This window comes from Domibacillus antri, from assembly GCF_001936625.1.
GTDB classification, from domain to species: Bacteria; Bacillota; Bacilli; order Bacillales; family Domibacillaceae; genus Domibacillus; species Domibacillus antri.
On sequence record NZ_MSDU01000005.1, the window covers coordinates 48,997 to 68,445 of the forward strand.

21 protein-coding genes, 1 tRNA gene and 1 riboswitch are annotated in these 19,449 nt (G+C 45.3%); of the genes, 18 read left to right on the plus strand and 4 right to left on the minus strand.

What is annotated here, in order from left to right:
- Positions 1-86: 86 nt before the first annotated feature.
- The 5 genes from BTO30_RS03105 to BTO30_RS03125 are packed head-to-tail and all read left to right on the plus strand — an operon-like array spanning position 87 to position 4,321.
- Positions 87-1,280, plus strand: a complete 1,194-nt coding sequence (locus BTO30_RS03105; RefSeq protein ID WP_075397259.1) for a pyridoxal phosphate-dependent aminotransferase — start codon at positions 87-89, stop codon at positions 1,278-1,280.
- A 45-nt stretch (positions 1,281-1,325) separates the two neighbouring features.
- Positions 1,326-2,525 (plus strand): 2,3-diketo-5-methylthiopentyl-1-phosphate enolase, encoded by a 1,200-nt coding sequence (locus BTO30_RS03110; RefSeq protein ID WP_075397260.1) that lies wholly within the window; start codon positions 1,326-1,328, stop codon positions 2,523-2,525.
- Positions 2,522-3,175, plus strand: coding sequence for a 2-hydroxy-3-keto-5-methylthiopentenyl-1-phosphate phosphatase (locus BTO30_RS03115; protein WP_075397261.1), 654 nt, complete (start codon positions 2,522-2,524; stop codon positions 3,173-3,175). Before BTO30_RS03110 ends, BTO30_RS03115 begins: the two co-directional genes overlap by 4 nt.
- Complete coding sequence (locus tag BTO30_RS03120) at positions 3,172-3,783, plus strand: methylthioribulose 1-phosphate dehydratase (RefSeq protein ID WP_075397262.1); 612 nt, start codon at positions 3,172-3,174, stop codon at positions 3,781-3,783. The genes BTO30_RS03115 and BTO30_RS03120 overlap by 4 nt, the downstream gene beginning before the upstream one ends.
- Positions 3,784-3,787: 4 nt before the next feature.
- Positions 3,788-4,321, plus strand: a complete 534-nt coding sequence (locus tag BTO30_RS03125; RefSeq protein ID WP_075397263.1) for a cupin domain-containing protein — start codon at positions 3,788-3,790, stop codon at positions 4,319-4,321.
- 47 nt (positions 4,322-4,368) lie between these two features.
- Here BTO30_RS03125 and BTO30_RS03130 read toward each other — a convergent pair whose 3' ends face one another.
- Both BTO30_RS03130 and kapB read right to left on the minus strand, forming a co-directional pair.
- Entirely contained in the window at positions 4,369-6,228 is a 1,860-nt protein-coding gene (locus tag BTO30_RS03130) for a transglycosylase domain-containing protein (RefSeq protein ID WP_075397264.1), read from the minus strand.
- Positions 6,229-6,322: 94 nt separating this feature from the next.
- Positions 6,323-6,715, minus strand: a complete 393-nt coding sequence (kapB, locus tag BTO30_RS03135; protein ID WP_075397265.1) for a kinase-associated lipoprotein KapB — start codon at positions 6,713-6,715, stop codon at positions 6,323-6,325.
- 127 nt (positions 6,716-6,842) lie between these two features.
- Here kapB and BTO30_RS03140 point away from each other — a divergent pair, with 127 nt between their 5' ends.
- The 5 genes from BTO30_RS03140 to BTO30_RS03160 all read left to right on the plus strand — a co-directional run bounded on the left by BTO30_RS03140 (position 6,843) and on the right by BTO30_RS03160 (position 10,176).
- Positions 6,843-7,055, plus strand: coding sequence for a hypothetical protein (locus BTO30_RS03140; RefSeq protein ID WP_083632269.1), 213 nt, complete (start codon positions 6,843-6,845; stop codon positions 7,053-7,055).
- Positions 7,056-7,079: 24 nt separating this feature from the next.
- Positions 7,080-7,123, plus strand: a riboswitch (PreQ1 riboswitch).
- Between the two features lie 73 nt (positions 7,124-7,196).
- Positions 7,197-7,862: a 7-cyano-7-deazaguanine synthase QueC gene (gene queC / locus BTO30_RS03145; protein ID WP_075397266.1), complete on the plus strand. Its 666-nt coding sequence runs from the start codon at positions 7,197-7,199 to the stop codon at positions 7,860-7,862.
- Positions 7,859-8,296 (plus strand): 6-carboxytetrahydropterin synthase, encoded by a 438-nt coding sequence (locus BTO30_RS03150; protein ID WP_075397267.1) that lies wholly within the window; start codon positions 7,859-7,861, stop codon positions 8,294-8,296. Before queC ends, BTO30_RS03150 begins: the two co-directional genes overlap by 4 nt.
- The gene (gene queE, locus BTO30_RS03155; RefSeq protein ID WP_075397268.1) at positions 8,293-9,003 is read left to right on the plus strand and encodes a 7-carboxy-7-deazaguanine synthase QueE; all 711 of its coding nucleotides are present in this window, start codon (positions 8,293-8,295) and stop codon (positions 9,001-9,003) included. Before BTO30_RS03150 ends, queE begins: the two co-directional genes overlap by 4 nt.
- A gap of 114 nt (positions 9,004-9,117) precedes the next feature.
- Positions 9,118-10,176, plus strand: coding sequence for an ATP-binding protein (locus BTO30_RS03160; RefSeq protein WP_075397269.1), 1,059 nt, complete (start codon positions 9,118-9,120; stop codon positions 10,174-10,176).
- 35 nt (positions 10,177-10,211) lie between these two features.
- On the opposite strand, the gene BTO30_RS03165 is transcribed toward BTO30_RS03160, so the two are convergent.
- Positions 10,212-11,375, minus strand: coding sequence for a MalY/PatB family protein (locus tag BTO30_RS03165; protein ID WP_075397270.1), 1,164 nt, complete (start codon positions 11,373-11,375; stop codon positions 10,212-10,214).
- A gap of 64 nt (positions 11,376-11,439) precedes the next feature.
- On the opposite strand from BTO30_RS03165, the gene BTO30_RS03170 reads away from it, so the two are divergent.
- From BTO30_RS03170 to BTO30_RS03205, 8 genes are all read left to right on the plus strand, one after another.
- A complete protein-coding gene (locus BTO30_RS03170) occupies positions 11,440-11,703 on the plus strand; it encodes a DUF1871 family protein (protein ID WP_075397271.1) in 264 nt (87 codons plus the stop codon).
- 106 nt (positions 11,704-11,809) lie between these two features.
- Complete coding sequence (locus tag BTO30_RS03175; protein WP_075397272.1) at positions 11,810-12,310, plus strand: Lrp/AsnC family transcriptional regulator; 501 nt, start codon at positions 11,810-11,812, stop codon at positions 12,308-12,310.
- Positions 12,310-13,485, plus strand: coding sequence for an aminotransferase (locus tag BTO30_RS03180; RefSeq protein WP_075397273.1), 1,176 nt, complete (start codon positions 12,310-12,312; stop codon positions 13,483-13,485). Before BTO30_RS03175 ends, BTO30_RS03180 begins: the two co-directional genes overlap by 1 nt.
- Positions 13,486-13,698: 213 nt before the next feature.
- Positions 13,699-14,064: a S1 domain-containing post-transcriptional regulator GSP13 gene (yugI, locus tag BTO30_RS03185; protein WP_075397274.1), complete on the plus strand. Its 366-nt coding sequence runs from the start codon at positions 13,699-13,701 to the stop codon at positions 14,062-14,064.
- A gap of 100 nt (positions 14,065-14,164) precedes the next feature.
- Entirely contained in the window at positions 14,165-15,409 is a 1,245-nt protein-coding gene (locus tag BTO30_RS03190) for a Glu/Leu/Phe/Val family dehydrogenase (RefSeq protein ID WP_075397275.1), read from the plus strand.
- Positions 15,410-15,510: 101 nt separating this feature from the next.
- Complete coding sequence (locus BTO30_RS03195) at positions 15,511-16,668, plus strand: iron-containing alcohol dehydrogenase (protein ID WP_075397276.1); 1,158 nt, start codon at positions 15,511-15,513, stop codon at positions 16,666-16,668.
- Positions 16,669-16,775: 107 nt separating this feature from the next.
- Complete coding sequence (locus BTO30_RS03200) at positions 16,776-18,131, plus strand: glucose-6-phosphate isomerase (protein WP_075397277.1); 1,356 nt, start codon at positions 16,776-16,778, stop codon at positions 18,129-18,131.
- 73 nt (positions 18,132-18,204) lie between these two features.
- Positions 18,205-18,277 (plus strand) — tRNA-Ala (locus tag BTO30_RS03205).
- An 80-nt stretch (positions 18,278-18,357) separates the two neighbouring features.
- On the opposite strand, the gene BTO30_RS03210 is transcribed toward BTO30_RS03205, so the two are convergent.
- A complete protein-coding gene (locus BTO30_RS03210; protein WP_211272813.1) occupies positions 18,358-19,056 on the minus strand; it encodes an MgtC/SapB family protein in 699 nt (232 codons plus the stop codon).
- Positions 19,057-19,449: the final 393 nt, after the last annotated feature.

The following is a 19,449-nucleotide window of genomic DNA, read 5'->3' on the forward strand; positions in this document are numbered from 1 at the left end:
TCATCCCTCCGAATATATTTACAATTTGACTAATACAATATATATTTATGTCTGAAATTGCAAGAAAATTTTAAGTAGGTGTATAAATGATTCAATTTGAACAATCGACATTATTAAATACATTGCCAAAGCAGTTTTTTGCGGCATTGACAAAAAAAGCGGCGCAGTATGTAAATGCCGGGCACGATGTGATCAATCTCGGGCAGGGAAATCCGGATCAGCCGACGCCGCAGCACATTGTGGATTCGCTGAAAGACGCATCAGACCGGACTGATTTTCATAGATACCCGCCGTTTCAAGGACAGCCGTTTTTAAAGGAAGCAGCCGCGCAATTTTACAAGCGTGAATATAACGTGGATCTCGATCCGGAAACGGAAATAGCCATCCTGTTTGGGGGAAAAGCGGGGCTCGTTGAACTGCCAATGTGTCTCTTAAATGAGGGGGATTATATGCTCGTACCGGACCCAGGTTATCCAGACTACTGGTCTGGTGCCGCATTGGCTGGAGCGCGAATGGACTATATGCCGCTGACTGCCGAAAATAGATTTTTGCCTGATTATGAAGCGATCGACGCAGAACGGCTTGACCGGGCTAAGTTAATGCTTTTGAATTACCCGAACAACCCGACAGGCGCACAGGCGGATGCCGCATTCTTTGACGGGACGGTTGAACTGGCAAAAAAACATAATATCTGCGTCGTTCACGATTTTGCCTATGGCGGTGTCGGTTTTGACGGGCAGAAGCCGCCAAGCTTTTTACAGGCGGAAGGCGCGAAAGAAACCGGTGTGGAAGTGTATACATTGTCGAAAACATACAACATGGCCGGCTGGCGTGTCGGCTTTGCGGCCGGGAACAAAAGTGTGATTTCAGCAATTAATTTATTGCAGGATCATATGTATGTGAGCTTGTTCAGTGCCATTCAACAAGCGGCCGCAGACGCATTAACAGGTCCACAGGATTGTGTGCGTGAGCTGTCTGCAATGTATGAGCGGCGACGTAACATCTTCATAGACGCGTGCCGGAAAATCGGCTGGAATGTCACTGCTCCGGCCGGTTCGTTTTTTGCGTGGCTGCCTGTGCCGAAACCTTACACATCTGCTCAATTTGCGGATATTCTGCTTGAGCAGGCTCATGTCGTCGCTGCCCCGGGAATCGGGTTTGGGGCGTACGGAGAAGGGTACGTCCGCGTTGGTCTCCTGACCGATGAGAAGCGGCTGGCAGAAGCGGTGGAACGCATTGGAAAGCTCGGTCTGTTCATTGACAAAAATGAAGAAAAGTGACACAATCCTAGTAAACTAGTAGGTATTCAGAATGGAGAACAAATCATGAGTGAAGTGATCGCAACGTACCGGCTTTTTGACCGGAACGGCAACTTTGAAAAAAAAGCGGAAGGGATTGCGCTGGGCCTCACGATAGGGTCATGGACCGACTTGCCGCACCTTGAACAGGAACAGCTCAAAAAGCATAAAGGGGGCGTTGTTTCCATTCAAGAAACAGGACGTGAAACAGCAGAAGGAAAGGAAGCGGATATCACAATCGCTTATCCTGCTGCAAACTTCAGTGCCGACTTGCCGGCTATTTTAGTGACTGTCTTTGGGAAATTGTCATTAGACGGTGTCATTCGCTTAATGGATCTTGATTTTTCTCATGATCTGGCAAAGCGGTTTCCCGGTCCAAAGTACGGAGTGGAGGGCATTCGTGAACGGACCGGTGTTTACGGGCGGCCGCTCGTGATGAGCATATTTAAAGGTGTCATCGGCCGCGATCTGTCGTACATGGAAAAGCAGTTGAGAGCACAGCTTGAAGGCGGCATTGATATTGTCAAAGACGATGAAATTTTGTTCGATAATAAACTGACATCGTTTGAAGAGCGTTTGAAACTGGGCCAGCAGGTGATTGCAGAAAGCGGCAAAAAAGCATTGTACGCGGTGAACTTGACCGGACGGACGAGCGATTTGAAAGAAAAAGCGCGCCGCGGTATTGAACTCGGGGCAACCGCATATTTATTTAATGTCTTCGCTTATGGACTTGATGTGCTGCAGGAGCTCGCGGAAGACCGCGATATTCCGGTTCCGATTATGGCACATCCCGCTGTATCCGGTGCGTTCACATCCGCTCCTTATCATGGCTTTTCAACGGAACTCATGTTAGGCAAGCTTGTTCGTATGGCCGGTGCGGATTTCACCTTATTCCCGTCACCATACGGCTCGGTTGCACTTGAGCGGGAAGCGGCTTTAAAAACAGCGGAAATGGCGCTGGAAGAAAGCATCTATAAACAGACATTCCCGGTACCGTCCGCCGGTATACATCCGGGTCTCGTGCCTGTTTTATTCGAAGATTTCGGCATCGATTCAATCATTAATGCAGGCGGCGGTGTACACGGGCATCCGAACGGCGCAGCGGGAGGCGGACGCGCGTTCCGTCAGGCAGTGGACGCCGTTACAGCCGGACGGACACTTGAAGAAGCGGCAAAAAACCGGGAAGATTTGCGCGCCGCACTCGAATTGTGGGGAACAGGCAAATGATAAAAAATCCGGTATTGATCTGTGATTTCGATGGTACGATTACGGAAAACGATAACATTATTGCGATTATGAAACGGTTTGCGCCGGACGGCTGGGAAGAGTTGAAAGAAGTTGTTCTTTCGCAGCGTATTTCCATAAAAGAAGGTGTCGGAAAAATGTTTGCGCTCCTTCCATCGTCGCAAAAAGAAGAGATTACTCAATTTATTTTAAATGATGCAAAAATTCGTAGGGGGTTTGCGGATTTTGTGGCGTATGCGCGCGATGCCGGCATTCCTCTTTATATTTTGAGCGGCGGGATGGACTTTTTTGTAAAGCCGATTTTGAATGGTCTTGTACCGGAGGATCATATTTATTGCAACCGGGCCGATTTTTCAGGCGAATACATTCAGATACATTGGCCGCATTCATGTGATGAACATTGCTATAATGAGTGCGGCTGCTGTAAGCCATCCATCGTACGGAAGATCGCGAAGGGGAAAGACATTATTGTCATCGGTGATTCCATTACCGATCTCGAAGCCGCGAAACTGGCGGATTTCGTGATCGCACGGGATTTATTGCTTGATAAATGCCGTGAACTCGGTTTGAACCACAAGCCGTTTGACACATTTTATGATTGTCTGGATCATGTGAAAGAGGGTATCGGATGAATACATTGCAATTAAGATGGAACGATTTGGCTGACGTAAAGAGGGAGCTGGCGGCGCGTGACTGGTTTCCGGGAACAAGCGGGAATTTGTCCATTAAAGTGGACGATGCATCGTTTCTCGTGACAGCGAGCGGGAAAGATAAGCGGAAAGAAACAGCTGAGGATTTTCTGCTTGTGGATGCGGCTGGTACCGCCATTGATGGTTTTGCCGGCAAACCGTCTGCAGAAACACTCTTGCATGTGGAAGTGTATGGAAAAACGGATGCAGGATGCAGTTTACATGTTCATACAGTAGATAATAATGTGATCGGTGAATTGTACGGTGAAGAGGGCGAAGTGACGTTTACCGGCCAGGAAATCATTAAAGCATTCGGCGTTTGGGAAGAAAATGCATCGGTCACGGTGCCAATTATTCTGAATCATGCGGACATTCCGACGCTTGCCAAAGAATTTGGCAAATATGTTCGTGCAGATAACGGTGCGGTATTAATCCGCAATCACGGAATCACCGTCTGGGGACGCGATGCCTTTGAAGCGAAGAAATTTTTAGAAGCATATGAATTTTTATTTTCATGGCATATTAAACTACTCATGTTGAAAGGAAGATGAACAAATGGCAGTGATTCAATTTCAGGAAACAGGCGAACGTATTACGGATAAAAATGCAATTGACGCCTTTTTAACAGGCCAGGAAGTGATTTATGAGAACTGGGATATTACGAAACTTCCCGAAAATTTACGTGAAAATTACGCGTTGACGGATGAAGACAAGCAGCAGGTGCTTGATGTATTTTCCGCGGAAATTAAAGATATTTCAGAGCGCCGCGGCTATGAGGCACATGATGTTATTTCCTTATCAGACAGCACGCCAAATCTGGATGAGCTATTGACGAATTTTCAAAAAATTCATATCCATACGGATGATGAGGTTCGTTTTATTGTGAGCGGCCACGGTATTTTTGCGATTCAGGCGAAAGACGGCCAATTTTTTAATGTTGAGCTTGAGCCGGGGGATTTGATTTCTGTACCGGTTAACACGCGTCACTATTTTACATTAATGGAAGACCGTAAAGTGGTGGCAGTCCGCATCTTTGTTACAAAAGAAGGATGGGTGCCAATCTACGATGACGAGCGTGAAAAAGCATAAAAAAGAATCGGAGCCGCCGTTCACAGGCTCCGATTCTTTTTTTATTGTTACCTCATAATACGCCGCCAAATAAGCTGGTGCGGTGCATAGGATTCCATGTAGCGGATATTATCGTATTTGCTTTCGTATTGGTCTTTGCCGGTCCAGACAGCTGCAGTGTACCCTTCAGTCAATCCAACAAACCATAGATCACGATAGTTATTGGTTGTACCCGTTTTACCGCCGATATAAGGTGCAGAGAAATTGGCTTTTTTGCCGGTGCCATTTTTCACAACACTCGTCAGCATTCCGCGCATGTTCATCGTTGTGGCTGTGGACCAGACACGGATAGGCTGCTCTTTCCATTGGTATAGAACGTTGCCTTGTAAATCAGTTACATTTTTAATGGCGTGCGGCTTTGTAAATGTGCCGTCTACAAACGAACTGTAAGCACCGGCCATTTCAAGTGCGGTGACGCCATATTCGAATCCCCCGAGTGAAGCGGATAAGTTAACACGATCAGATTGAATGACACGGTCAAAATCAAACTTGTCCAAATACGTGAAAGAGCGTTCCATCCCTGTACGCACATACAGACGGGCGGCAGCGGTATTATGGGATTTCGTTAACGCTTCATTCAGCGTAACCATTCCGTATTCTGCTCCGCTGTAGTTTGAAGGGCAGTCTCCTTGATAACAAAACTTATCAGCTGACACTAAGTAATTCGGGCCGGCGCCATATGTGTCCATAAAAGGGCCGTAATCAAGCAGCGGCTTGATGGTTGAACCCGGCTGGCGATACGCCTGAAAAGCGCGGTTAAAGCCTCTATTAAACTCTCTACCGCCTGATAGAGCGACAATATCATGTGACTGATTGCCGACAACAGCGGCCGAGCCCTGTACAGATGATCCGGCGAGCACGTTATTAACAGCGTCCACCGCTTTTTGCTGCATAGCAGGATCAAGAGCGGTATTAATGACAACACCGGATGCGAGGACTGCTGAGACACGCGCATTCAACTTTTCTTGAATGGCATCCCGTGCATCGCCTTCCGCGTTAATAAGCTGCTGGTCATAGCCTTCCGTTTCTGCAATTAAATTTTTTAATTCATCCATGACATAAGTCGAATAGTCCGGGTAAAGATCAAGACGCGGACGCACTTTTAACGTAATGGTCTCGTTTTTAATTTGTTCTGCTTCTTCAGGTGTTATAAATTCTTCGCGCGCCATGATATCAATAAGGCGTTCCTGGCGTTTCTTCGTATTGTCAAACCGTTTGACCGGATCATACAGAGAGGGATTATTCGGAATGGCGGCAATAAACGCCATTTGTGCTTTCGACAGCGTGTCAACAGGCTGCTGGAAATAATACTGTGCGGCTGCTTCAACACCGTACACTTGATGGTTGAAGTAAATCACATTTAAATACAAATTTAAAATATCTTCTTTTTCTAGTTTTTTCTCAATTTGATAGGAATACAAGATTTCAGAAATTTTCCGCGCCAGCGTCCGGTCCTGTGTTAAATAAATGTTCCGTGCGACCTGCTGAGTGATCGTACTCGCCCCTTGCTCAATTTCGTCTGACTGTGCATTGACTAAAAAAGCGCGCATAACGGCGGCTGCATCGATGCCGGAATGGTCATAAAAATGTTTGTCTTCCGATTGTAAAAACAACTCTTTTAAAAAGGACGGTATTTTCCCGCCATCGACGACAATCCGGTTCGGCTGGTAAAGTTCAACATATGTGCTGCCATTCTTATCGGTTATCTTGCTTGCCTGCGGCAGGTCCACTTCTTTAATAATGATTCTTTCTTCTACGTAATCATCAAAATTTTGTACTTTCTCCGCTTCAGCATTGGCGTAATAAAACGTCAGCACGGATACGGGAATCAGCAAAATAATGAGTACGTACCCAAAAACCGTTCTCATTCACTAACCGCCTTTTTCGAGGTTTAAAGTTTCATATGTATCATCATAAATGAAAAAAAGATGGAAATAAAGGGCGTTTCTTCACAAAAAAAGGCTATTCGAATGAAATTTTGTACATGAGCGCGTATTCTTTTTTCACGGATTCAAGCGCCTGCAAACTGCGGGCTGCAAAGGCATCGCCTTTTGACTGCAGGCGGTTTTCGAGCTTTGCGGCTGCTGCAATGAGTGATTCGATGTAATCCAAAGCTTCCCCGTCAAACGGATGGACAGCGGATTCGGCAATATTCGCCTGTTCGTTGTACGCAAGTGCTTTTCGTTCGTGAAAAAACGGCACGTCTGCTTCGTTCGGATTGTGCAGATCACCCTGGGCAGGGTGGCGCAGAACAGATGATATCTTTACTGTATAGCCGCCGGGACGCAGACCGGTAATGGTGCCTGTATATTTGCCGGATTTATAGTGTGCGGTTACGTGATCGCCAATGTTCATATGATCTCCTCCTTAAAGATTTATTGTATCAATTTTCCTCATTTAATGGAAATGTCACAATCCCGCTGTTTGATTTATAATAGTCTCCTGCTATAATAAACGGGTAGCTTAGAATGGAGGCATTTACGTGCTGACGAACTTTATTCTCAGTTTTGGTAACTTTTTATATTTTCCGGAAGACAAGTCAGAATACATTCCGGCTGCGTTTTCCATGCTGGTTTTTCTGTTAATGGCCATTGCTGTCTTCTTATTGATAAAGCGGGTGTCGAAAAAAGAGGAGCAAAAAACGAAGCACCTTGAAGAACAGATCCGCAAGGTAAACGAGAAAACTAAACAATAAATGAAAGAAGACATTCCGCCGCGCGCGGGAGAGGTTCGCGAACTCCCTCTATAAAAAACTAAGAAAAAAACCGGCCTGTGGCGGTTTTTTTCTGTTGTCTTCGCGCACCTTTTCTTTCGAATAGAAAGAAGGAAATAAGACATGATAAAGAATGAAAAAGCCGTTGTTGTATTCAGCGGCGGCCAGGACAGCACAACCTGCCTGTTTTGGGCAAAAAAAACGTTTAAAGAAGTGGTCGCGGTGACCTTTCATTATGGACAGCGTCATGAAGCGGAAATTGACGCGGCCAAAGATATCGCAGCGGAACTGAATGTCCCGCATCACATTCTTGATATGGGGCTGCTCGGACAGCTCGCTCCGAATGCGTTAACGCGTAATGATATTGCGATTGAAGAAAGGGAAGGACAGCCGCCGACTACATTTGTTGAAGGGCGTAATTTACTGTTTTTATCGTTTGCGGCGATTCTCGGCAAGCAGTATGATGCCCGTCATATCGTAACCGGTGTGTGTGAAACGGATTTCAGCGGCTACCCGGACTGCCGTGATTCATTTGTGAAATCCCTCAATGTCACACTGAATTTATCAATGGATTACGAATTCGTTATTCATACGCCGCTGATGTGGCTCGATAAAAAAGAAACATGGGCACTGGCGGACGATCTTGGTGCATTTGACTATGTACGTGAGCATACATTAACGTGCTACAACGGTATTAAAGGTGCCGGCTGCGGTGAATGCCCGGCCTGCAAACTTCGCCAAAACGGGCTCGATCAGTATTTGGCTGAAAAAGGAGGGGACGTGCGATGATGCAGCAAATTTACCCGGCCCCCATGCATGATTTCCGCTATGAGTTAAATAAAGATTTTCAATTTGCCGCGGCACATTACGTACCGCATGATGAAGCAGGCGCATGCCGCAAATTGCATGGCCACACTTATTTTGCGAACATTACAGTCGCCGGTGATGATTTAAACGATTCCGGATTTCTTGTGAATTTTCAATTGATTAAGTCGCTTATTCATAAGCGCTTTGACCATACTGTATTAAATGATGATCCGCTCTTTTCGGAAGATATATCAGAGCGGTTTCCGACAACGGAAGCCGTGGCGCGCACCATCTGGGAAGTGGTGCAGAAAGAACTTAATGAAACACCAAATAAACCGAAATGCCTGCAAGTATATTTGCGGGAAACACCGACAAGCTATGTTGTGTACCGGCCGAAAAAAGGGGATTTCTCATGATTCCAGTACTTGAAATATTTGGCCCGACTGTGCAGGGAGAAGGAGCCGTCATTGGCCGTAAAACGATGTTTGTCCGGACAGCCGGCTGTGATTACCGCTGCTCATGGTGTGATTCGGCTTTTACATGGGACGGCAGTGCAAAAGAAGACATCCGCAAGATGACGCCGGAAGAAATTTATGCAGAGCTTCTTGAAGCCGGCGGCGATACGTTTGATCATGTGACGATTTCCGGCGGCAATCCAGCCCTTTTGCCGCAGATCGCCGGCCTGCTGGACTTGTTTAAAGAAAAAGGGATTGTATCCGCTCTTGAAACACAAGGGTCCAAATTCCAGCCGTGGTTTCGAGACATCGACGAGCTGACGATTTCACCGAAGCCGCCAAGTTCCGGCATGATAACGGATTTTGAAAGATTACGTCATATCCTTCAGAACGTGTCCGGTCAAAATGTCAGCTTGAAAGTCGTTGTATTTAATGAAGAAGATTTAGCGTACGCGAAAAAGGTGCATCATCTGTTTCCGGATGTTCCATTTTACCTTCAAGTCGGAAACGACCGTCTTGAAGAAGTGGACGATCAAAAACTGCTTGTTCATTTAGCCGGCCGCTATGAATGGCTTATTAATTTAGTGATGCCCGACCCGGATTTTAAACGGGTCCGCGTTTTGCCTCAGCTTCATACATTTGTGTGGGGGAATAAAAAAGGTGTCTAACACATAGTCCGCTCTTAAAAGAAAGAGCGGGCTTTTTTATAGGGAATTCTTCCTGCTTCAATCCTTGAGAATTTGTTTCATATCGTTTAAAATTTTGAAAAGGAGGTGGAAATGATGAACGAATATACTGTTGCCGCCGACGAAAGCACGAAAGAAAACGAACATATGTATCGGCGGATTATTGAATACTCTGTTGAAACGATTGTTATACATAGAAATCATAAAATCTTATACATAAATGAATCAGGGGCCCACTTTTTTAAAGCCCCGAAGGAAAAGATCGTCGGTTCAAATGTGCTGGATCCTTTTCAAGAAAAGGATAAACAGATGATTGTGGAAAGAATTCGCCACGGAATGAGTGGTACGGGACCGGCTGAAGTCATCGAACTGACGATCTCGAGGTTTGATGGTACAAAAGTGGAAGTGGAATTGTACTGTCATCCTGTCATGTTTGGGGGCAAGAAAGCGATTCAAACGGTTTTTCGTGATATTACAGAGCGTAAAGAAGCAGAAAGGCGTTTAAATGATCGGGAGAAATTAGCGTCAACTGGTCAAATTGCCGCCGGTATTGCACACGAAATAAAGAATCCGCTTACATCGGTAAAAGGTTTCTTGCAGTTGTTGAAAGAGTCCTATTCACACCCTTATTTAGATGTCATGGATGCTGAATTGGAGAAAGCACTGGAAACGTTGATAAATTTACTGCAAGTATCGAAACCGGATTTTCAGGAAGAACCGCTCGTCTCTATTAATTTTTGCAAAGAACTCACTTCACTCATGCTTCTATTTCAGGAAAGACTTTACAACGTAATCGTTGAAATGGATTTAAGAGACTCGGAGAAAACGATGCTAGGGAAGAGGAACTTATTTTTAAAAGCCTTTTTTAATCTTATAAAAAATGCGGTAGAGGCGATTGAAGATAAAGGGAAAATTACCATTCAACATTATTATGAAAATGAACAAATCCATATAAAAGTGATCGATTCGGGAGTAGGCATACCAAAAGATAAATTGAACATGCTGGGAACGCCATTCTTTTCCAGCAAAAGTGACGGGACGGGCCTCGGTCTGACACAAGTTTTTACAACGGTTCATGAACATGGAGGAATAATCCGCGTTGAAAGTGAAGTCGGGCATGGAACGACTTTCCATGTGAAGCTGCCTGTGAAATAAAGAAATACCCCGCCAAACTAAATGGCGGGGCTGCTTTATGTTAAAGACTGAACTGCTTTTTTCATCCGCTTTAGTCCATCAGCTACGAGCGAGCGTGGACACGCAACATTGATCCGCATAAAGCCGTCACCGCCGGGTCCGTATTTTGCCCCGTTTCCGAGCGCTACTCCGCCCTCGTCTAAAAATAACGCCAGCAGCTCTTTATCTGAAAGCCCCAGTTTCCGGCAGTCAATCCAGACGAGATAGCTTCCTTCAGGTTCCATAACCGTCAATTCAGGAATTTCCTTCTCGATGTATTCTTTTACAAGACGTACATTTTCTTGAATGTAGTCTATTGCTTCATCAAGCCATTCATGTCCGTAGCGGTACGCGGCTTCCATAGCGGCAATCCCCATTTGATTTAACGTAAATGCTCCTTGACGGGCAAACACTTTTTGTATCTTGGTCCGAAGCTCTTTATCAGGCGTGATCAATGCCGATGCCTGCAGCCCGGCCAAATTGAATGTTTTGCTTGGCGCGATAAGTGTGACCGCATTAGCAGAAAACAGGCCGATCGGAATGTGTTTGTGCGGCGCCCTTGTCAAATCGCTATGTATTTCATCTGAAACAATGTAAACTTCATGTTTCTCGCAAATAGCCGCCAGCTGTGTCAATTCGTCTTTCGTCCACACGCGGCCGCCTGGATTATGAGGTGAGCAGAGAACAAACATTTTGGCGTTTTCTGAAACAATTTTGGCTTCAATGTCTTCAAAATTCATTTCATAGCGATGATGTTGAAGAACCAGTTCACTATGAACAAGAGTCCGGTCATTTTTTTCAATCATATCAAAAAATGGATTGTAGACAGGCGGCTGCACGATGATGGCATCGCCCGGTTCTGTCAGCGCTTCGATTACCGCGCCGATTGATGGAACCACACCATGATTAAATAAAAGCCATTCTTTTTTGATTGTCCAGTCATGGCGGTCATACATCCAGTCTATGATCGCCTCGCGCGTGGAGTCCGGCACGAGTGTATAGCCGTAAATCCCGTGAGCCGCTTCTTTTTTTACAGCTTGAATCACGGCATCAGGCGCTTTGAAATCCATGTCAGCCACCCACATTGGCAATACATCTTCTTTTCCGAACACCGTTTTTAATCCATCCCATTTCACGGCATTTGTCCCGCGCCGTTCCACCACTTCATCAAATCTTGACATCAAATCCACTCTCCCCGACAATAATGTTACTACTTATGTTAATTCAAAATGAAGGGTGATACAAATGAATGAAACGGCACAATTAAACTTTGCACTTGCAGACGTATTGAATGGCTTTGATCCATTTCATGCCGGAGCGGGCTTCTATGATACAGAAATTGCTGACTCCATTTACGCGGTCCACCGTATTGATGAAAAAAACAAACTGGCAGCAGCGATCCGATCAATTTATGAACATTCCTTTGACGCGCCAATGCCGGGTGGAAATCCAACTGAACTCGCAGAACAACTGCTGACGATTAAACATAACTCCTCTTGCTCTTTGTGAAAAATCACAAAAATTCATGATAATTTTAGTGAAATGAACAAACAGGGACCGTTTTTGTTATAATGGAATATGAAGTTTTTGACATACTTGAGGAGGATCAATCATCATGAAGCTGAATGAAAAAGAAGTGGAAATCCTTGAAATTCTGCAAAAAGACGCACGCTTTGAAGCGGCCGACATTGCGAAAATGATCGGGCTCGCGGAAGCGGAAGTGGCGGAAACGATCCGCCGCCTGGAAGAAGAAAAAGTCATTGTTCATTATGCGACGCTCGTTGATTGGGCGAAAATGGACAATTTTACGGGCGTTACAGCGATGATCGATGTGAAAGTCACACCGAAACGCGGCGTCGGCTTTGATGAAGTGGCAGAAAGGATTTACCGCTTTAAAGAAGTCAGCTCGGTTTATTTAATGTCGGGTGTTTATGATTTATCGGTTACTGTAGAAGGAAAATCGATGAATGAAATTGCCCGTTTTGTATCTGAAAAGTTATCGACACTTGAGTCCGTAGTGTCGACAACAACGCATTTCCAGTTGAAAAAATATAAGCATGACGGCATGATTTATACGTCGAAACAGCAAGATAATCGAATCGTGGTGTCGCCGTGATGACTGTGACAAAGAGCTATATTGCGAAATCAGTAGAAAATATGCGTCCATCAGGCATCCGGAAATTTTTTGATTTAGCGGCAACGATGGAAGGCGTTGTGTCACTTGGTGTTGGTGAACCGGATTTTGTCACCTCCTGGTCTGTCCGTGAAGCCGCGATCTCTTCATTGGAGCGGGGCTTTACCTCTTACACAGCGAATGCCGGCTTAATTGAACTGCGCCGGGAAATTGCTCATTACATGGCGACCCGTTTTCAGGTTCATTATTCGCCGCAGGATGAAATTATTGTCACAGTTGGTGCAAGCCAGGCGATTGATATTGCCATGCGTGCGATCACGGACCTGGGAGACGAAATTATCGTTGTGGAGCCGTGCTTCGTGTCCTACGCCCCGCTTGTTGAACTTGCCGGCGGAAAAGCAGTCACGATCGGGACAACAGGTGATTCCGGGTTTAAATTGCAGCCGGAACAGCTTGAAGCAGCTATTACATCAAAAACAAAAGCCGTGCTTCTATGTTATCCGAATAATCCGACCGGAACGCAGCTCGATAAAGAAGATTTGGAACTCATTGCTGACATTGTGAAAAAACACGATTTGCTCGTGATTGCCGATGAAATTTATGCGGAGCTTGCATACGATCAGGATCATACATCGATCGCATCACTTGATGGAATGCGTGAGCGGACGATTTTGATTAATGGCTTTTCGAAAGGGTTTGCCATGACCGGCTGGCGTCTTGGCTTCACATGTGCTCCCGTGGAAATTTCCGGTGCCATGCTGAAAATTCATCAATACGCGATGATGTGCGCGTCAACACCAGCACAGTATGGAGCGATTGAAGCATTGCAGCACGGCATGACAGACGTGGAAAGCATGAAGAAAGACTATAGACAGCGACGCAATTATGTTGTTCAATCGTTTAACGAGCTTGGTCTTGACTGTCATTTGCCGGGCGGTGCGTTTTACGTATTCCCGTCTATTCAGTCAACCGGTCTTACATCTGAGCAATTTGCCGAACAGCTGCTTCTCGAAGAAAAAGTAGCAGTCGTACCCGGATCTGTTTTCGGTAAAGGCGGCGAAGGTTATATCCGCTGTTCATACGCATCGTCGATGGCCCAATTACAGGAAGCGGTCAAACGAATCGGCCGATTTATTGAAAAAAAGCAAACAAATTAAAAAAAGGGAAGAGCACCAAAAGGCTCTTCTCTTTTTGTTTTATCAAAAAAAACGAATTGCTTGCACCGTATATAACAAGCGCATTCAAGAGGCCCGGCAGCCTGCCACTCATATTTGTCCGAAAAACCGGTGATTTATTTCATGTAATATAAAAGTGTGGTATAATATCGCGACGCATAAAACAAGAAAACAACTAAAAACTGGAGAGATTTGATGGAACAAAAATTTGAACCGGGGCAGATTGTCACCGGGAAAATCACCGGCATACAGCCATACGGGGCGTTTATTGCGCTCGAACATGGCCGCCAGGGACTTGTTCACATATCGGAAATTACGCATGGCTTTGTGCGGGATATTAACGATTATTTAACAGTCGGAGAAGACGTAACGGTAAAAGTGCTGTCGGTCAACGAGGATGAAAGCAAAATCAGCCTGTCCATCCGGGCAACGGAAGAAGGCGGCCGTCATCAGCGGCGGGGCATTCAAATCGATGACGATGGAGACGGGTTTCATCCATTGAAAGACAAGCTTCAGGAATGGATTGAGCAGTCAGTCAGAGAAGAGCGGAAAAAAGGGTGAATATATGGCTTGCGGATGGGTCGTTCGCCGGCGTACAATGAAAGCGGAAGCAAGAATTAATCAAGAGATAACAAAATGATGATAAAAGAGGCGAATGTAAATGGCTGAAAATTTAAACTTATTCACATCGACCCAGAATGTCATTAAAGAAGCACTTACAAAACTCGGGTATACAGAAGAAATGTACGAGCTGTTAAAAGAGCCGCTCCGTATGCTGACAGTGCGGATTCCCGTTAAAATGGATGATGGATCGGTCAAAATTTTCACCGGCTACCGCGCACAGCATAATGATGCTCCAGGACCGACAAAAGGGGGAGTCCGTTTCCATCCGGAAGTGAACGAAGAAGAAGTGAAAGCGTTATCAATGTGGATGACGTTAAAAGCGGGTATCGTTGACTTACCTTACGGCGGCGGCAAAGGCGGTGTCGTTTGCGATCCGCGTCAATTGTCCATGCGTGAAATTGAGAATATCAGCCGTGGTTACGTCCGTGCCATCAGCCAGATTGTGGGACCGACAAAAGACATTCCGGCGCCGGATGTCTATACGAATTCACAGATAATGGCGTGGATGATGGATGAATACAGCCGCATTCGTGAATTTGACTCGCCCGGCTTCATTACCGGGAAACCGATCGCGCTTGGCGGTTCACACGGCCGTGAAAAAGCGACTGCCCAGGGTGTGACAATTTGCATTCATGAAGCAGCCAAAAAACGCGGAATTGACATTAAAGGTGCCCGTGTCGTGGTGCAGGGCTTCGGCAATGCCGGCAGCTACCTGGCGAAATTTATGCACGATGCCGGCGCGAAAGTGGTTGGCATTTCGGATGCTTATGGAGGTCTTCATGATCCGGACGGTCTTGATATTGATTATTTACTAGACCGGCGCGACAGCTTTGGTACGATTACCACGTTATTTGACAATACGATTACGAATCAGCAGCTGCTTGAAATAGATTGTGATATTTTAGTGCCTGCTGCGATTTCTAATCAAATTACGGAAGAAAATGCCCGCAACATTCAAGCGTCGATCATTGTTGAAGCAGCGAATGGTCCGACAACGCTTGAAGCGACGAGAATTTTAACGGAACGCGGTGTGTTGATTGTACCGGATGTTCTTGCAAGCTCAGGCGGTGTTACGGTTTCTTACTTTGAGTGGGTGCAAAACAACCAAGGCTATTACTGGACGGAAGAAGAAGTTAATGAAAAGCTGCATGAAAACTTAATTAAAGCATTCGATAACATTTATGAAATATCGCAGACGCGCGGCGTCAACATGCGTCTTGCCGCCTACATGGTTGGCGTGCGCCGTGCGGCAGAGGCTTCAAAATTTAGAGGATGGGTATAAACCGGCGGACGAATAGCCGGTTTTTTTTATTTGTTCAAGTTCAATTATTTGATAAAGCCCCTGCCTATTTCGCATAATAAATTTGAAAAGGAGTGAAAGCAGTGAATGAATTTGTATACTGGAATCCGGTGAAGTGGATTTTTGGAAAAGATACAGTGAATCAATTGAGAGACAACATCGCTCCGTACGGTGAAAACGTACTGCTTGTTTACGGCGGCGGCAGCATAAAAAAAAGCGGCTTATATGATATCGTATTAAAACAGCTTGACGGATTTAATATTACAGAGTTATCGGGCGTGGAACCGAATCCCCGCTTATCAACCGTAAAACGCGGGGCAGAACTATGCCGCGCCCATAATATCAGCTTTATTTTGGCCGTCGGCGGCGGAAGTGTCATTGACTGTGCCAAAGCAGTCGCGGCAGCAGCGAAGTTTGACGGCGACCCATGGACGTTTATTACGAAAAAGGCCCCTGTTAAAGGTGCGCTTCCATTGGGCACCATCCTTACATTGGCGGCAACAGCATCCGAAATGAACTCTGGATCGGTTATCACAAACTGGGAAACGAATGAAAAACTCGGATGGGGAAGCCCGCATGTTTTCCCGAAATTTTCGATTTGCGATCCGTATTGGACAACGACGGTACCCCGCGACCAGACGACATACGGAATTGTGGATATGATGACGCACATGCTGGAACAGTATTTTCATAATGCGGATCAGACAGACGTTCAGGACCGGATGATTGAAGGTACATTGAAAACAGTCATTGAAACAGCGCCCAAGCTTATGAGCGATTTGCAAAATGAACAGCTGCGGGAAACGGTTATGTTTGCCGGCACAATCGGTTTAAATGGCATGCTGCAAATGGGTTACCGGGGCGACTGGGCAACGCATAATATTGAACATGCTGTATCCGCTGTATACGATATTCCTCATGGCGGCGGTCTTGCGATTCTATTTCCGAACTGGATGAAACATAATATTGACGTGAAGCCGGAGCGTTTTAAACAGCTGGCAGTACGTGTATTTGACGTCGATCCTGAAGGAAAAACAGACAAAGAAGCAGGGCTTGAAGGCATTGAAGCATTGCGTCGTTTCTGGACATCGATCGAGGCACCATCCCGACTGGCTGATTATCAGATTGACGACAGCCGCATAGACGAAATGGCAGGGAAAACATTGTTTAACGGTCCGTTTGGGAACTTTACAAAACTGGACCGTGATGATGTTACAGCCATTTTGCGTGCATCTCTATAACTGGGCGGAAATAAGCCCGGTCTTTCCCGTTGTTTTTCCTTGCGAAACCACGGTCAGTCGTATAGAGTATAGTGGAAAAAATACAGTTAGACGGAGGTTTTTTGCGGATGACGCATATTCAATTTGATTATTCTAATGCCCTTTCATTTTTCGGCGAGCACGAAATCGAGTATTTGCGTGATGCAGTGAAAGTAGCGCACCATTCCCTTCATGAAAAAACAGGTCAGGGTAATGACTATCTTGGGTGGATTGATTTACCGGAAGATTACGATAAAGAAGAATTCGCCCGCATTCAAAAAGCGGCTGAAAAAATCCGCAATGATTCCGACGTGTTAATCGTGATCGGCATCGGCGGTTCATATCTTGGCGCACGTGCGGCTATCGATATGCTGAATCATAGCTTTTATAACGTTCTTTCTTCGGAAAAACGCAATGGGCCGCAAGTATTCTTCGCCGGTAACAACATCAGCTCTACATACATGAGTGATTTGATCGAATTGCTGGACGGAAAAAACTGGTCCATTAACGTCATTTCAAAGTCAGGAACCACAACCGAACCGGCACTAGCCTTCCGCCTCTTCCGTGACCTTCTTGAAAAGCAATACGGAAAAGAAGAAGCGAAAAGCCGCATTTATGCAACGACAGACAAAGCGCGCGGTGCACTCAAAACGGTAGCGGATGAAGAAGGGTATGAAACATTCGTTATTCCGGATGATGTCGGCGGCCGTTATTCGGTGTTGACAGCCGTTGGTTTACTTCCAATTGCGGCAGCCGGAGCGGATATTGAGGCAATGATGCAGGGGGCGCGTGATGCTCGCGCAGCGTACAGCTCATCTGAACTTGAAGAAAATCAGGCCTATCAATACGCAGCTGTCCGCAATGTTCTTTACAACAAAGGGAAAACCATTGAAATGCTCATTAATTATGAACCAGGCCTTCAATATTTCTCTGAATGGTGGAAGCAGCTGTTTGGAGAAAGTGAAGGAAAAGACGGCAAAGGTATTTTCCCATCATCCGCAAACTTCTCAACAGACCTTCATTCACTTGGTCAGTACGTGCAGGAGGGGCGCCGTGATTTATTTGAAACAGTCATCCGAGTTGAAAACCCGCGCAAATCATTAAATGTAGAAGCGGCAGAAAATGATCTTGATGGTTTAAACTATTTAGCGGGTCAAACGGTTGATTTTGTAAACAACAAAGCATTTGAAGGAACGCTTCTTGCACATACAGACGGCGGTGTACCAAACTTGACGGTATCGATTCCGGCGATGGATGCGTATACGTTTGGATATGTGGTATATTTCTTCGAAAAAGCATGTTCCATTAGCGGCTACCTTCTTGGTGTCAATCCATTTGACCAGCCGGGCGTAGAAGCATATAAAGTAAACATGTTCGCCCTTCTTGGCAAACCGGGCTTCGAAGAAAAGAAAGCCGAGCTTGAAAAGAGACTCCGCGGGGAATAATCCCCCGGAGTTTTTTTGAAAAAAGACTTGCCTGTTTTAGAAAAATCGTTATAATATAATCTAGGCATGAGACGGGGCATTAGCTCAGCTGGGAGAGCGCTTGCATGGCATGCAAGAGGTCAGCGGTTCGATCCCGCTATGCTCCATACTATAGAGTGTATTGGGTACTTTCACCTGTACGCCGGATGTAAAAAACCTCCTTCACCGAAATGGGAAGGAGGTTTTTTCATGTCCCTTCAATGTCTACATGGTGTACATTAGGGATTTCAGAGATCGTATAATAGACCTCTGTTGTGCGGCGCTTAAAATAAACGCCGACGGTTAAGGTAATTAAATGGGTATGATTTGTATCATCATGTTGAATGCGAATGCGCTTGACCGAAATGTCTTCCCGTTCAATCGCTTTGATCGTTTCCTGCACGTTATGACGGCTTACTACATTAAACTTTACATACAGAGTTTTCTCTTTCAGTCTTCCCGGTCCGGCAAAGCGGATTGACCATGGTAAAATTTCAACGGCAAGGATCAGTAAAACAACACCGGCTATCGCAGCAGAATAAAAGCCAGCGCCTACTACAATACCAATACCGGCTGCTCCCCAGATGATAGCTGCAGTCGTCAAGCCGGAAATGCTGTCATTTGCCCGATGTAAGATAACACCTGCACCAAGAAACCCGATACCGGAAACAATCTGTGCAGCCAAACGGAGTGGATCCATGGTGACATTTACATCGTTACTGCCGGAATAATGATAAACAGATTCAACGGAGACAATTGTCAAAAGGCAGCTGATAATTGAAATGACAAGGCTTGTTTTTAACCCGGCCGGTTTATGTCTTAATTCACGCTCGAGTCCGATAACTGCCCCGAGCCCTGCTGATAACCCAAGCTTAACTAATGTTTCAATATCTATTGTCCATTCCAAACAATGACACCTCTTTTCAGATTGAATAACACATTGGTTTTATTATATTTAAACATAGACAACCATAAAAAAAGAGATTGATTTAGTTCAAATATATTCGGTACAGGAGTTTGCTAAGTGAGAATAGAACATAATAATAAAGTTTTTAAAAAAACACTTGCATCGTATTTAGCATTCATGCTATATTATTTCTTGTCCGCTAGAGATGCGGTAAAAAAACTTTTGACAACAGGTCAATGCTGTGTTAAATTAGTTAAACGGCGCTGCCGAAATTGAACATTGAACATTGAAAACTGAACAAAATCAATAAAAACGTCAACGTTTTAGCATTAAACTTTCTATATGAAATGCCCGTCATTTCGATAGAAAACTAATGAGCAAGTAAAACTACTT

What these genes read in the sequence shown, in the direction of transcription:
- BTO30_RS03105 (WP_075397259.1), top strand. Translation starts at nt 87, where the DNA reads ATGATTCAATTTGAACAATCGACATTATTAAATACATTGCCAAAGCAG.
- BTO30_RS03110 (WP_075397260.1), top strand. Translation starts at nt 1,326, where the DNA reads ATGAGTGAAGTGATCGCAACGTACCGGCTTTTTGACCGGAACGGCAAC.
- BTO30_RS03115 (WP_075397261.1), top strand. Translation starts at nt 2,522, where the DNA reads ATGATAAAAAATCCGGTATTGATCTGTGATTTCGATGGTACGATTACG.
- BTO30_RS03120 (WP_075397262.1), top strand. Translation starts at nt 3,172, where the DNA reads ATGAATACATTGCAATTAAGATGGAACGATTTGGCTGACGTAAAGAGG.
- BTO30_RS03125 (WP_075397263.1), top strand. Translation starts at nt 3,788, where the DNA reads ATGGCAGTGATTCAATTTCAGGAAACAGGCGAACGTATTACGGATAAA.
- BTO30_RS03130 (WP_075397264.1), bottom strand. Translation starts at nt 6,228, where the DNA reads ATGAGAACGGTTTTTGGGTACGTACTCATTATTTTGCTGATTCCCGTA.
- kapB (WP_075397265.1), bottom strand. Translation starts at nt 6,715, where the DNA reads ATGAACATTGGCGATCACGTAACCGCACACTATAAATCCGGCAAATAT.
- queC (WP_075397266.1), top strand. Translation starts at nt 7,197, where the DNA reads ATGATAAAGAATGAAAAAGCCGTTGTTGTATTCAGCGGCGGCCAGGAC.
- BTO30_RS03150 (WP_075397267.1), top strand. Translation starts at nt 7,859, where the DNA reads ATGATGCAGCAAATTTACCCGGCCCCCATGCATGATTTCCGCTATGAG.
- queE (WP_075397268.1), top strand. Translation starts at nt 8,293, where the DNA reads ATGATTCCAGTACTTGAAATATTTGGCCCGACTGTGCAGGGAGAAGGA.
- BTO30_RS03160 (WP_075397269.1), top strand. Translation starts at nt 9,118, where the DNA reads ATGAACGAATATACTGTTGCCGCCGACGAAAGCACGAAAGAAAACGAA.
- BTO30_RS03165 (WP_075397270.1), bottom strand. Translation starts at nt 11,375, where the DNA reads ATGTCAAGATTTGATGAAGTGGTGGAACGGCGCGGGACAAATGCCGTG.
- BTO30_RS03170 (WP_075397271.1), top strand. Translation starts at nt 11,440, where the DNA reads ATGAATGAAACGGCACAATTAAACTTTGCACTTGCAGACGTATTGAAT.
- BTO30_RS03175 (WP_075397272.1), top strand. Translation starts at nt 11,810, where the DNA reads ATGAAGCTGAATGAAAAAGAAGTGGAAATCCTTGAAATTCTGCAAAAA.
- BTO30_RS03180 (WP_075397273.1), top strand. Translation starts at nt 12,310, where the DNA reads ATGACTGTGACAAAGAGCTATATTGCGAAATCAGTAGAAAATATGCGT.
- yugI (WP_075397274.1), top strand. Translation starts at nt 13,699, where the DNA reads ATGGAACAAAAATTTGAACCGGGGCAGATTGTCACCGGGAAAATCACC.
- BTO30_RS03190 (WP_075397275.1), top strand. Translation starts at nt 14,165, where the DNA reads ATGGCTGAAAATTTAAACTTATTCACATCGACCCAGAATGTCATTAAA.
- BTO30_RS03200 (WP_075397277.1), top strand. Translation starts at nt 16,776, where the DNA reads ATGACGCATATTCAATTTGATTATTCTAATGCCCTTTCATTTTTCGGC.